The sequence below is a fragment of the Catellatospora aurea genome, assembly GCF_042663325.1.
GTDB lineage: Bacteria > Actinomycetota > Actinomycetes > Mycobacteriales > Micromonosporaceae > Catellatospora > Catellatospora aurea.
The window spans coordinates 19828-32987 of sequence record NZ_JBHTAC010000070.1; the positions used below are offsets into that span (position 1 = coordinate 19828).

Consider the following 13160-nt stretch of genomic DNA (forward strand, 5'->3'; position numbering starts at 1 on the left):
GGCGGTCAGCCGGGGGCGGCGGCGCGGACCTGGTTGCGGCCGTTGCGCTTGGCGCGGTACAGCTCGACGTCGGCGAGGCCGACCAGGTCGTCGGGGTCGCGGTCGGGGCGCGGCGTCATCGCGGCGACGCCGATGCTGACCGTGACGATGCCCTCGCGGGCGAGCACGTGCGGCTCGGCCAGGTCGGAGATCGCGATGCGCAGCCGCTCGGCGGTGCGGCGGGCCGCCTCGGTGTCCAGACCAGGCATGACCACGGCGAACTCTTCGCCGCCGTACCGGGCGACCAGGTCTGTGGGGCGCAGGTTGCGGGTCAGCTCGGCGGCGACGCGCTGCAGGCACTCGTCCCCGGCGGGGTGGCCGTAGTGGTCGTTGTAGAGCTTGAAGTGGTCGATGTCGACCATCGCCAGCGCCAGCTGCCGGCCGCCGTGCAGGGCGGTCTGCCACTCGGTGTGCAGGATGTCCTCCAGCCGCCGGCGGTTGGCCAGCGCGGTGAGCGCGTCGGTGGTGCTGAGCAGCTCCAGCCGCTGGTTGGCCGCGGTCAGCTCCTCGGTGCGCTGGGCCACCTTGCGCTCCAGCGACGCGTACACCGAGGCGTTGTCCAGCGACACCGCGAGCTGCCCCGCGATCAGCCGGACCGCGTCCAGCCGCTCGGCGGAGAACGCCTCCCGGATGAGGTGGTTCTCCAGCACCAGCAGCGCCTGCCGTTCGCCCCGGCTGGCGATCGGCACGACGAGCAGCGAGCAGCAGTCCAACTCGGCGAAGTAGGGGTCGCGGGAGAAGCGGTCGTCGCGGGTGGCGTCGCCGACGACCAGCGGTTCGCGGGTGCGCTCGACATAGCGGATCACCGAGGCGGGCACGGCGGGGGCGCCGCCGTGGGCCGGCGTCGCGGGCAGGGACCAGCGCTGCCGGTTGTCGTCCCAGAGCAGCAGGTGTACGGCGGTCGCGCCGGTCATCTCGCTGAGCACGTCGACGACTCGGGCGCGTACGCCCTCGAAGGTGGTCTGCGAGCTCAGCGCCTGGGAGGCGGCGAGGATGGCGAGCAGGTCGATGGTGCTCGACAGCAGCGGGGCCGGCGAGCTGGTGTCCGGCGGCTGCCCGTCCGTCGGCGGCCGCAGTCCCACCAGCCACGGTTCGGGCGGGTGGGTGCGGTCGAGCTGGGCGACCTTCGCGTCGGCGCCCCAGGTGCGGTAGGCGTGGCGGGCCGAGTTGAGGATGCTGGTCCCCGCGACCTGCATGTCGTGGGCGAGGTAGAACCGGGCGGCCCGCTCCAGGGCCAGCGCCCGGTGCCACGGCCGTCCCCGGCCGGCGACCTCGTGCTGGGCGGCGTCGTAGGACTGCGCGGCGGTCTGGAAGTCGCCGCGGGCCCAGGCGCGTTCGGCTTCCAGCAGCAGCAGGGTGTGGGAGAAGTTGACCGGGGCGTCCGCGGCGCGGGCGGCGAACCAGGCCACCGTCTCGTCGAGCTCGGACAGCCGGGTGGCGCGTTCCTCCGGCGGGCCGGCCCGGACCTGTTCGGCGAGGTCGAGGCCGCGCAGCAGGCGGGCCTGGGCGACGGGGTAGACCGACGGGTTCACCGGCAGCAGCGCGGTCGCGGCCTCGATGTGGCGGTGCAGGGCGGGCGGGTCGTCGAGCAGCGCGGCGGCCAGCGCCCTGGTGACGTGCACGTTCGACACGGCCACGGGATTGCCCGCGAGCGCCGCGGGCAGCGGGTCCGCGCTGTCGTCCGCCTCGGCGGGTTCGCCGCGCAGCATGCCGGCCAGCTGCCGGTACGGCAGGTACACGTCGGTGGACTGGTCGTTGCCGGTGCGGGTGGCGAACGCCAGTCCGGCGTCGACCTCGGTGAGGTAGCCGTCCAGGGTCGGGGCGCAGTCGAGCAGCTCGTACACGGTGACGTAGTAGGTGTGGCAGGCCTTCTGCAGATCGCCGCCGTGCAGCAGGCCTTCGCGGGCCAGCTGCGCCTGCTGCACGGTGTCCTCCAGCGACTCGTACCAGTGGCCGGTGCTCAGCGCGTACAGAAAGCGGGCCTGCGAGGTGTCGGGTTCGTAGCCGCGGGCCTCGCCGACGGCGATCACGCGCAGCAGCGCCCGGTGCCCGGTGCGGTAGTCGCCGCAGCGGCCGACGGTGACGAAGGTGAGGTGGGCCAGCGGCCCGACCAGGTTCGCCAGCGGGCCGTGCCGCACCCACAACCGCAGCGCCTGCAGGGTGAGCCAGGCCATGGTGTCCTGGTCGCTGAAGAAGGCCGGGGCCATCATGTGGTTGATCAGCGCGGCGGTGGCCAGCAGATCCGGGTCGGTCGCCTCGGGGCGGCGCAGGTCGTCGCCGAGATCGCCGTCGAGCCACCGGTGCAGCAGGTCGAGCCCGTCGTCGATCTCGGCCGCGACGTGGTCGGGCGGCGGCGCGGCGATACCCAGGTGGCCCAGCATCTGCAGGCCCAGCGCGACGGCCTCGGCGGCCCGGCCCTGGTTGGTCAGGCCGCACACCTGCACCAACGTGGCGTCGGCGTGCTGGGCGGGGCGGTCGCACAGCCGCTCGATGGCCGCGTACACGGCGTCGGCTTCGTCGAGGCGGCCCAGGCTGTAGAGCGAGGCGTGCCGGTGGGTCTGCAGCATGATCAGGTTGTGCACGTCGGCCGGGTCGGCGAAGTCGACGGCGACCGCCAGGTAGCGCTCGGTCATGCTGTGGTTGGTCACCACCATCGCCTGGCAGGCGCCGTAGGCGAGCAGGGCGGACACCTGGCGGCGCTCGGCGGGGTCGTGCACATGCTCGGCGACGGCGTAGTACTGGTGCGCGGCGACCTCGGCGTACTCGGGGTGCGGGGCCAGCCGCCGGGCCAGGCCCAGATGCAGGGCGCTCTTCGTCGACGGGGTGAGAGAGTCGAGGATCGCCTGGTGCACGCGGTCGTGGCGGAACCGGACCGCGTCGGCCGGCTCGGCGGGTTCCAGCACCAGCAGGCCCTCGTCGAGGGCGGGTGCCAGCAGCTCCTCGGTCTCGGCCGAGGGGTGCCCGTCGGCGACGGCCAGCAGGTCCAGGTCCGCCCGCCCGCCGAGGCAGGCCATGATCTCGACCAGCAGCCGGGTGCGGGTCGGCAGCCCGCGCAGCCGGGTCGTCCACGGGTCGGCGACGTTGGCCTGGCGCAGATGGCGGGACAGGTTGCCGGCGTCCCAGGTCCAGCCGTCGGCACCGAGGACCAGCACGCCGTCGCGGCGCAGCGAGTTGATCAGTTCGACCGTGTCGTACGGGTTGCCCCGGGTGCGCTGCGCGACGGGTTCGGCCAGCTCCTCCGCGTCGGTCGGATCGAGTTGCAGCATTTCGCCGACGAGCTCGGCGGTGCTCGCCGGGGGCAGGTTGCCCAGCGTGATCCGCTGCGGCTCGACGCCCTGCTGCCGCCAGCGGGCGATCATCGCGGCGAGCGGGTGGGTGGCGTCGACCTCGTCGTCGCGGTATGCCAGGACCAGCAGCAGCCCGTCCGGCGGGCCGTCGGAGACCAGCATGTCGAGGTAGCCCAGCGGGGTGCGGGCGGCCCACTGCAGGTCGTCGATGAACATGACGATGGGGCGTTTCGGCGAGGCGACCGTGGTCAGCACGTCGACGCCGATGCGCTGCATCCTGGCCTGGGCGTAGAGCGCGTCGCCGACGGTGGCGTCCGGCTCGACGCCCATCAGCAGCCCGAGCTCGGGCTGCACCGCGGCCAGCAGCCCCGCGTTGCGGCCGAGCACCTGGCGCAGCCGCTGCCGCAGGTCGGCGACCTCCTCCTCGGGCTCGGCCAGCAGCAGCCGGCCCAGCGCGCGCATCGCCTGCCGGGTGCCGTCGAACTCGAGGTCGCGCCGGTGCTGGTCGTACTTTCCGGACACGAACCAGCCGCTGCTGCCCGAGGCGATCGGGCGCAGCTCGTCGACCAGCGAGGTCTTGCCGACCCCGGCCGGTCCGCTGACCAGCAGCCCGTGGCTCAGCCCGGTCATCGCGTCGGCGAACGCCGCGCCCAGCGCCCGGATCTCCGGGTCGCGGCCGATGATGCGGGACTGGGGCAGCAGCCGCAACGGCACGTCGCCGGCGCCGATGCGCAGCGTCACCGGCTCGCCCGGCGGGGCGGCGCGCAGCTGGGCGAGGTCGTGGGCCAGCCCTTCGGCGGTCTGGTAGCGGTTGTCCGGTTCCTTCTCCAGCAGGTGCATGATCACGTCGGACAGGGCGGCGGGCACCTCCGGGTCGACCTCGGCCGGCGGCACGGGCACCCGCGCCAGGTGGGCGTGGCTGAGCCGGAGCGGGTCGCCGGTGCCGAACGGCGGCTCGCCGGTGACCATCTCGTACAGCGTCGCGCCGAGGGCGTAGAGGTCGGCGCGCTGATCGACGGGGCGGCCGGTGCGGCCGGTCTGCTCCGGGGCGAGGTAGGGCAGCGTGCCGACGATCTCGTTGTGGTGCGCGAACTCGGGCCTGATCTCGGCGAAGGTGGACGCCAGCTCGAAGTCGATCAGCAGCACGCCGCCGGCCGCGGTCAGTACGATCTTGCTGGGGCAGACGTCGCGGTGCAGCACGTGTCTGTGGTGGACCGCTGCCAGCGCGTCGGCCAGGCCCGAGGCGATGCCGAGCACCTCCGGCAGGGGGAGCGGCATCGGCCGGCGGTCCATCGTCGTGCCGCCCGCGTCCTGGAGCACCAGCGCGCCGTCCACCGGCGGGGCCGAGGCCAGTTGCACGACCCCGTGCGCCCCGCGCAGGCGGCGCAGGATCGCCGCCTCGTGCTTGAGCCGTTTGGGCCCGTCAGGCCCGAGCGGCTGCTTGACGACGACCGACCGGCCGCCGGGCAGGCGTTTCCGGTATGCCCGCGTCCGGTCGCTGTCGAGCAGCACCTCGACCCGGTCGACGTCGACCGGCGGGCCCCCTGTCGGACGCTCGCCGCTGATGCCCATCATCCGCCCCGGAATCCGTCAAACGCCCCAGCCTCGCCGAGAAGTAGCCGCTCAACCCGAATTGTCTTCGAGAACCAGAATAGTGCTTTTGTCACGATCGTGCGGCCGCGCGCTGGGCAGGGTCGTCCGCAGATGTGCCAGGACCTGGTCGGCGACGTCCTGATAAGGGCGCAGGTCGCGCTCGGCGCGGGCCAGCAGCAGCGCCCCCTCGGCGGACGCGATGACCAGGGCCGCGAGCGCCCGCGCGGTGGGCTGCGGGCAGCCTTCGGCGGCGAAGGCGCTCTCCAGCACCCCTCGCCAGTCCGCGAACGCCGCGGCGACCACGGCGTGCAGCGGGTCGTCCTGGCCGACGTCGAGGGCCACCCCGGCCACCGGGCAGCCCGCCTGGAACTCGTTCTTGCGCAGCCAGTTCGCGGTGGCGGTGAAGTAGCCGACGACGGCGTCGAGGGCGGGCGCGCCGCCGATGCCGGTGCGTGTGCGTCCGGCGTACCAGCGCAGCGCCTCGGCCGCGAGCTGCTCCTTGCCGCCGGGGAAGTGGTGGTAGATGGAGCCGCGGGGCGCACCCGACCGGGCGATCACGTCCTGAAAGGACGTCGCCGCGTATCCGCGCTCGGCCAGCGGCAGCGCGGCCGCCCGCACCATCTTCCGGCCGGAGGCCGGGCACACGCTGCTCGCCGTCGTGTCCGGCGGGGCCGACGACGGTGCGGCCGTAGCGGTCGGACACCTGCTGACCTGCTCGGACGCACCGGGCGCGGAGGTGGCGCCGCCCGCCGTGGCCGAGGCCGCCGTCCTCGTGGCGGACGGATGGCAGGGGCGGGGGATCGGCACGGTGCTGGCCCGGCGGCTCGGCGTGCTGGCGGCCGTCGCCGGGTACACCCACGTGCGGGCGCACGAGCTGGCCGGGAACCGGGCCGCGCTGCGTACCGTCCGCCGCCTGGTCGGCGACGGCGGCCTGGGCGGCGCGCCGGTGTGGGAGTACGACGGTCCGATGCTCACGATGACCGTCCCGGTGGCCGGGGGCGTGGCCTGAACCAGGCCACGCCCCCGGCGAGGGTCACTGCTTCTTGAGGTAGAGGGTGTACTTCACGGAAAAGTGACTTCTTCGTCACGCTGCCCGCTGGGGTGTCAGGAGCGGATGCCGTGCAGCAGCAGTTCGGCGAGCTGCTGGACCCGGGCCATGGTGATGCCGGTGCGCTGCTCGACGGCGAGCGGGTGGTCGGTGGGTTCGACCTCGACGTACGGCTTGCGGCCGACGGGCCGGGTGTGCACGTTCGTCTTGAGGTTCAGCGTGCTCACGGGGTATCCGGCCAGCTCGGTCGACAGCCAGCCGAAATACGGCCGCTCGGACTCGCGGCCCGGCTCGTCCCACAGGTCGGTGGTGCGGGCGAAGCTGTCCGGGCTCAGCGACACCCAGACACCCCAGGTGAACACCTCGTCGCCGCCGACGATCGGGATCTCCAGGTTGCCCTGGACGAAGAAGTGCCGGCCTGAGATGACGCACAGGTCGGCGGTGAGCTCGCTGTTCGGGTCGTCGGCCAGGTCGTCGGTCCAGTGCGCGGGTGCCGCGGTGCGGTACGACAGCGGCAGGTCCTCGTGCGGTCGGCCGCACGATCCGCAGGTGTGGCCCGTCATGTTCCGCATGCGCAGACTCTAGGCGGTCCACCGGCGCCACCCCCTCCACGGCACTCGCATTCCTTCCCCGGGGTTTCGAAAAAGTTGTCGCCGACGCCCATGTGCCGATCAAGGTCAACCGGTTCAGTGCAGCCCAATGCGCATGCCATTGATTGCGCTGTTGACCTGGGCAGAAATTACAAACGACCTTGGAGAGAGCGCTCCCTGGAATACCTGCTATAAATGACGTCATGACGATCAGCCGACCTGACGGCCAGCGGTCCCCGACGCTGGAAGAGGTCGCCGAATGGGCGGGGGTCTCGCGCTCCACGGTCTCGCGGGTGATCAATGGCGTGTCCACCGTCGACCCCGAATTGCGTGAACTGGTTCAGCGCGCCATCGACGCCACCGGCTACGTGCCCAACCTCGCCGCGCGCTCGCTGGTCACCAGGCGCACCGACTCGGTCGCCCTGGTGGTGTCCGAACCGGACGACCGCACCGAGCAGGCGGAGCCGTTCCTGAACCGGATATTCACCGACCCGTTCCTGGGCCGGATCACCGCCGGGGCGCTGGAGGTGCTGCGGCCCGAGGGCATCCACCTGGTGATCATGCCCGCGGAGTCGCCCGCCCACCACCACGTGCTGCGCTACCTGCGCCAGGGCCACGTCGACGGGGTGCTGCTCATCTCCAGCAGTGACGAGGACCCGCTCCCGCAGCAGCTCTGCGACCTGGGCATCCCGGCCGTGCTCTCGGCCCGGCCCGGCAAACCGCTGCCGATGAGCTACGTCGACGTCGAGCAGCAGGTCGGCGCGAAGCTCGCCGCCGAGCACCTGCTCGCCATCGGCCGCCACCACCTGGCGACCATCTCGGGCCCGCTGGACATGCCGTCGAGCCAGGACCGGCTGGCCGGGTTCCGGGCCGCGCTGGCGGTGCACGGGCACGCGTACGTGCCGTCGGCGGCCGGCAACTTCACCCGCGCCAGCGGCGAGCAGGCCGCGCGCGAACTGTTCGCGACGCACCCGGAGATCGACGGCCTGTTCGTGGCCAACGACCTGATGGCCGAGGGCGCCCTGCAGGCCCTGCGCGACCTGGGCCGCCGCGTGCCCGAGGACGTGGCCGTGGTCGGCTTCGACAACAGCATCGCCGCCCTGCAGTGCCGCCCCCAGCTGACCACCATCCACCAGCCCCTGGAGGAGATGGCGGCCGAGATGGCCCGGCTGCTGCTGGCCCGCATCGGCAAGGCGGACCCCAAGCCCCGCTCGGTGATCTTCCACCCCCGCCTGGTGAAGCGCGAATCCGCCTGACCCCAGCCTCCCGCCGCTCCCGGCCCGCGGGTCACCCATGATCGTTCGACTTGCCAGGCACCTGTGCGTATTCGGGTTCAAGATGCGCACAGGTGCCTGGCAAGTCTGATGACCTTGGCGGGTCGGGGCGGTGCGGGACGGGTCCGGGTGGCCGGGTCGCCCGGGGCCAGGGGCTATCGAGGGCCGGTCAGGGTGGCCAGGCGGTCGAGGTCGGTCTGGCGGGTGGTCTCGACGGACGCGGCGAGCGCCTTGACGGCGGGGTCGGCTCCGGCGGACTGCTCGGAGCCGGCCAGCATGCGGCACTGCTCGAAGTGCGCGCGCAGGCTGTCGGCGAGCATGGTGTCGAACTCGGCGCCGGACTTGCCGGCGAGCAGCGACAGGTTCTCCTTGGTGATCATGCCGGGCATGTCGTGGCCCTCGTGCGGATTGGTCTCCGGTGTGCCGGTCGCCTGCAACAGCTCCCGCAGCCGGGCCACCTCGGCCTCGTGACGACGGGCCACGTCGGCCGCGAACGCGGTCAGCGCCTTGTCCCCGGCGCGCTGCGGGGCCAGCTCCAGGGCCGCCAGCATGCGCTGATCGAGTGCGATCATCAACTGGGTCCAGGCGACGTCGGTGCTGATCGCCCCCGCCTCGGCGACGGCCGGCGGGCTGACTGCCGGCACGGTCGGCGGCACGGCGGCCGGGTCTGCGCCGCCGCACCCCGCGAGCAGCAGCGCCACCGCGCACGCGTACACCCGTGTCCTCATCGCGGCCTCCCGCTGCCTACGGCGATCTTGCGCGAACTGTTGGTGTTCTGCCTGTTCGGAGTGTGTCGTCCCCACTGTCCGTGCAAGATCGTCGCACGGAACGGGCGGGGGTGGCACCGGCCGGGGCGGGAGAGGGGGGCCGTCCCGGCCGGTGTCGTCAAGGAGGCGGGGTCAGGTCAGGGGCGACCGTTGGCGCCGCACTTGATGATGGGGCGGATGCAGTCGCGGACGCGGCGGTCCATCTCCGCGGCCGGCCAGGCGTTGAAGAAGTCGCCGTGCATGGTGTATCCGCGGCCGGAGGACAGGCGGATCCGGGCGGGATCGCCGGTCACGGGGTAGCGGAGCACCTGGCGGAGTTTCGGGACCGGGACGGGGTGCGAGGAGGGGCAGGCGTTCGCGACGGGGTACGCCATGTGGCTCTTGTGGTTGGCGGAGTCGAGGTTGACGCCGTCCCAGCACTGCGGGAAGTCGAGGTACGACTCCAGCATCGAGCCGGCCGGGCAGTTGACGAAGTCCTTGCCCGGTGGGATCTCGTTGTGGTGCAGGCAGGACCAGCGCGCGATGCTCTGGTCGCCGCTGGTGGCCTGGGCGTTGCCGGCCACGATGCGCAGGCCGACGGGCAGGGACTGGATCTGCGCGATGATGTCGTCGCGCACGCCCTCACCCAGGTAGTAGAAGGTCGTGCCGGTCGGGGCGACCGCCACGTTGTCGACGTACATGGTGGGCACCCAGTACGAGGACAGGTCCTCGATCGGGTTGCAGTTCGTGCCGGCCGCGGCGAGGCTCGTGTAGGTCGAGAACGCGTTGGTGGACGTGTTGCCCATGAAGTCGTGCATGTGCGACCCGCCGGGCAGGCCGGGGAAGACGATCGGGTCGTCCGGCAGGCGGTGCGTGAACGGGCAGTCGGCCAGGAACTCCGACACCCGGACGATGGGGCCGCCGCCACCGCCGCCGCTGGACTGCCCGAAGACCTGGAACTCCCACAGCGAGACACCCCACTGGGTGGCGCGCGCGGTCGCGTACAGGCGGACGTAGCGGGTGGTCACGTTGACGGTGATGGACTGGTCTGCCCCGGTGTGGTTGGTCGTGGTGTGGAAGGTGCTCCAGGTGTTGCCGTCGGCGGAGCTCTGCAGCTGGAAGTTGCGCGCGTACGCGCCCTCCCAGTCCAGGAAGATCCGGGTGACCGCCTGGCTGCTGCCGAGATCGATGCGGATCCATTGCGGGTCGGAGAATGCGCTGGACCAGCGCGTGCCGGCGTTGCCGTCGACCGCTGCCGAGCCGGGCGTGCCGCCGTTCTCGGTCGAGGAGACCGTGACCGGCTTGCCCTGGGAGAGCGAGATCTCGGCGGCGGCCGCGCCACCGGTGGTGGCGACCAGGTAAGTTGCGAGGACGGCCGTGACGGTGGCGATGAGCCCGGCGGCACGTAGCCGCCGGCGGCCAGGAATCGGTGCGAGACGATTCATGGTGAGCTCCCTACGGGAATGGGACGGACGGGTTTCCGTACGGGGCAGGGGGCCCTGCGGGGCTGCGGGGCCCCCTGCCGGCGGTCGCCTACTTGTAGACGCGCACGTAGTCGACCAGCATCTGCGCCGGGAACGGGGTGGAGGCGTCCGGCGGACCGGGCCAGTCACCGCCCACGGCGAGGTTGAGGATCATGTAGTGCGGGTGGTCGTAGACCCACGGGCCGCGGGTCGCCTCGACGGTCGCCTTGCTCGCGTAGAACACCTCCGTGCTGTCGACGAAGAACCGGATGCCGTTGCTGTCCCACTGCGCGGCGTAGACGTGGAAGTCGGCCGAGAGGTCGATGCCCCAGACCTTCTCCTGGCCGTAGCCGCCGCCACCGTTGTAGGCGGGGGCGTGCAGCGTGGTGTAGCTACGGGTGGTGTCCCGGCCGAGGATCTCCATGATGTCGATCTCGCCGTTGTAGGGCCACGGGCGGCTGGTGGGCGGCAGGAAGTCGGCGCCCATCATCCAGAACGCGGGCCAGAAGCCGTTGCCCTTGGGCACCTTCACCCGGGCCTCGACGCGGCCGTACTGGAAGTGGAACTTGTTGCCCGTGTTCATGCGGTGCGAGGTGTACTGCATCCCGCCCACCGCCTCGCGGCGGGCCTCCATCACCAGCGCGCCGGTGCCGTTCATGTTCGCGTTGGTGTTGTTGGTGTAGTACTGCAGCTCGTTGTTCTGGCCGGTGCCGGTGTCGATGGTCCACTTGGCCGCGTCCGGCTTGCTGCCGGCCGGGCCGTTGAACTCGTCCGAGAAGACGAGGTTCGTGGCCGGGAAGGTCGGGTTGGCGGGCTGCGCCGGAGGCGTGGTCGGGGCGCCGCCGGTGCCGTACACCTGGAACTCCCACAGCGAGTAGCCGTAGCCGTTGGACCGCGCCGTGCCGTACATGCGCACGTAGCGGCCGGTGCCGTTGACCACGATGTTCTGCTTGAACCCGGTGCTCGTGGTGGTGGTGTAGATGGGCGTCCAGTTCACCGCGTCAGCCGAGGTCTGCAGCTGGTAGGAGGTGGCGTACGCCGGGTCCCACTGCAGCACGACCCGCTTGATCTGCGCGGTCGCGCCCAGGTCGACGTAGATCCAGCCCGGGTCGGTCCAGGCCTGGGTGGCCCAGCGCGAGGCCGGGTCCAGGTCGAAGGCCCGCAGCGGGAAGCACTGCCAGCACGCGCCGTCGTCCTGCGAGGAGGAGGCGAAACCAGGCTTGTTGTACGACAGCAGCACCTCCCCGCCCGGGTTGGGCGACGGCGAGGTGGACGGGCTCGCCGACGGCGACGCCGGCGGGGGCGAGGACGGCGGGTTGCTCGGCGGCGTGCCGCCGGTGCGCACCGCGAACTCCCAGAGCGAGTAGCCCCACACGGTGGCCCGCGCGGTGCCGTTCATCCGCACGTAGCGGCCGGTGCCGTTGACGGTCAGCGTCTGCGTGCCGCCGGTGCCGGTGGTGGTGCTGTAGATGTTCGTCCACGGGCCGGTGGCCGCGTTCGAGACCTGGATCTGGAATGCCGTCGCGTACGCGCCCTCCCAGTTCAGGGTCACGCCGCAGACGTTCTGGCTGCTGCCCAGGTCGACCTGGACCCACTGCGGGTCGCTGAACGCGCTCGACCAGCGGGTGCCGGTGCTGCCGTCGAAGGCGTTGGCCGCGGCGAACGCGCCCTCCTGCGACGACGAGCTGGCCGGGCGGCCCAGCGCGGCGTTGGCCGTGCCGCAGCCCGTACCGCCGCCGATGACGCCGTACACCTGGAACTCCCAGAGCGAGTAGCCGTGGATGGTGGCGCGGGCGGTGCCGTTCATGCGGACGTAGCGGCCCGAGCCGCTGACCGCCAGCGTCTGCACGCCGCCGGCGCCGGTGGTGGTGCTGTAGATGTTGGTCCAGCCGCCCGTGCCGGTGGCCGAGACCTGGATCTGGAACCCGGTGGCGTAGGCCGCCTCCCAGCGCAGGACGACCTGGCTGATGGTGGCCGTCGCGCCCAGGTCCACCTGGATCCACTGCGGGTCGGACGACGCGCTGGACCAGCGCGTGCCGTTGTCGCCGTCGACCGCCGCGGCGGCCGGGAAGACAGCGTTCTCGACCGACGACGCGGTGACCGGCTTGCCCTGGGAGATCAGCGGATCGGCCGCGCTGGCCGAGCCGGCGACCACGGCCAGGTAGGACGAGGCGAGCACCGCGCCGACGGTGGCGAGTACGGCGTACCAGCGCCTGCGAGTGGGGTTGGAGCGCGGCGGGGCTGCCGCGTTCGGGACGGATCTCATGTCATCTCCTGTGGGATGGCTCGAGACCGCGAGGGCCGTGCTCCTCGCGGAAGGCCCGGAGGCGCTCCCGCCGATCGCGGATCGCCGTGACCCGCGGCAGCGCTTCCGGTACGCACGCGACGGCCGCCTGCCGCCGGGACCGGTGCGTCGGGGCTGACGCCCGGTCCTGCGGCATGGCGACGCCGGGTTGAGCGGCTGGTCGCCGCGTGCAACGACCTGCTGCCCGAATGGGCGTCAAGTCGGACAAACAATGTGGGGGAGCGCTCTCTGAGAGAATCGTCCTTGACCGCCCGGATGTCAATGGCGGTCACTGGACGGGCCGCCGCGGCGAATGCCGTTAACGTTCCCGAAATCCGGCGGTGACGTCAGGACGGGCAGCTGGGAGACCGTGTCGCGGTCGCCGAAGCCGCGCAGAAATCGGCACGATCGATGGCCCGCAACGGATTGGCGCTCACGACTGCCTGCTCAAGGCGTATGCGAGCGAACCGGGTCGCGGCGCACGGCCGCAGGCCGGGCGGGCTGTCCGGATCGGAGCGGCGATGGCTCTTTGTAACGAGACGGCAACGGCATCTTGACAGCCGCCCGGCGGGAGACGAAATTCAGAGGCCAAACCAGGGAGCGCTCTCTGGATGATCAACATTGCGTGACCAGCGAATCTGTTTGTGCTCGTGCCCCGAATACCTGTCCTGGAGGAGCTCCGATGCGTTCAGCACTATCCGGCGCCGGCCCACGGCGCCGTCTCGCGGCCGTGGCCGCTCCGCTGCTCGCCGCCGCGCTGGTGCTGGGCACCGCCGCGTGTGGTGGCAGTGACGATCCGGCGAAGCCGGGTGGCAAGGTCAAGCTGACGATCGCGA

General features: G+C 72.1%; 8 protein-coding genes. 2 read left to right on the forward strand and 6 right to left on the reverse strand.

The genetic code is table 11. The features are described 5' to 3' along the window. Window positions 1-5: 5 nt before the first annotated feature. Window positions 6-4901, reverse strand: a complete 4896-nt coding sequence (locus ACFQO7_RS36300; RefSeq protein ID WP_376810642.1) for a diguanylate cyclase domain-containing protein — start codon at window positions 4899-4901, stop codon at window positions 6-8. 48 nt (window positions 4902-4949) lie between these two features. After that, the gene (locus tag ACFQO7_RS36305; RefSeq protein ID WP_376810643.1) at window positions 4950-5564 is read right to left on the reverse strand and encodes a TetR/AcrR family transcriptional regulator; all 615 of its coding nucleotides are present in this window, start codon (window positions 5562-5564) and stop codon (window positions 4950-4952) included. A 13-nt stretch (window positions 5565-5577) separates the two neighbouring features. Between ACFQO7_RS36305 and ACFQO7_RS36310 the strand changes: the two genes are divergently transcribed. Further along, window positions 5578-5928 (forward strand): GNAT family N-acetyltransferase, encoded by a 351-nt coding sequence (locus ACFQO7_RS36310; RefSeq protein WP_376810644.1) that lies wholly within the window; start codon window positions 5578-5580, stop codon window positions 5926-5928. Window positions 5929-6023: 95 nt separating this feature from the next. On the opposite strand, the gene ACFQO7_RS36315 is transcribed toward ACFQO7_RS36310, so the two are convergent. After that, a complete protein-coding gene (locus tag ACFQO7_RS36315; RefSeq protein ID WP_376810645.1) occupies window positions 6024-6539 on the reverse strand; it encodes a DUF2199 domain-containing protein in 516 nt (171 codons plus the stop codon). Between the two features lie 221 nt (window positions 6540-6760). On the opposite strand from ACFQO7_RS36315, the gene ACFQO7_RS36320 reads away from it, so the two are divergent. Next, window positions 6761-7813: a LacI family DNA-binding transcriptional regulator gene (locus ACFQO7_RS36320; RefSeq protein ID WP_376810646.1), complete on the forward strand. Its 1053-nt coding sequence runs from the start codon at window positions 6761-6763 to the stop codon at window positions 7811-7813. 173 nt (window positions 7814-7986) lie between these two features. Here ACFQO7_RS36320 and ACFQO7_RS36325 read toward each other — a convergent pair whose 3' ends face one another. From ACFQO7_RS36325 to ACFQO7_RS36335, 3 genes are all read right to left on the reverse strand, one after another. After that, complete coding sequence (locus ACFQO7_RS36325) at window positions 7987-8559, reverse strand: DUF305 domain-containing protein (protein WP_376810647.1); 573 nt, start codon at window positions 8557-8559, stop codon at window positions 7987-7989. Window positions 8560-8735: 176 nt separating this feature from the next. Then, the gene (locus ACFQO7_RS36330; RefSeq protein WP_376810648.1) at window positions 8736-10022 is read right to left on the reverse strand and encodes a DUF1996 domain-containing protein; all 1287 of its coding nucleotides are present in this window, start codon (window positions 10020-10022) and stop codon (window positions 8736-8738) included. 88 nt (window positions 10023-10110) lie between these two features. Beyond that, complete coding sequence (locus ACFQO7_RS36335) at window positions 10111-12306, reverse strand: discoidin domain-containing protein (protein WP_376810649.1); 2196 nt, start codon at window positions 12304-12306, stop codon at window positions 10111-10113. Between the last annotated feature and the right edge of the window lie 854 nt (window positions 12307-13160).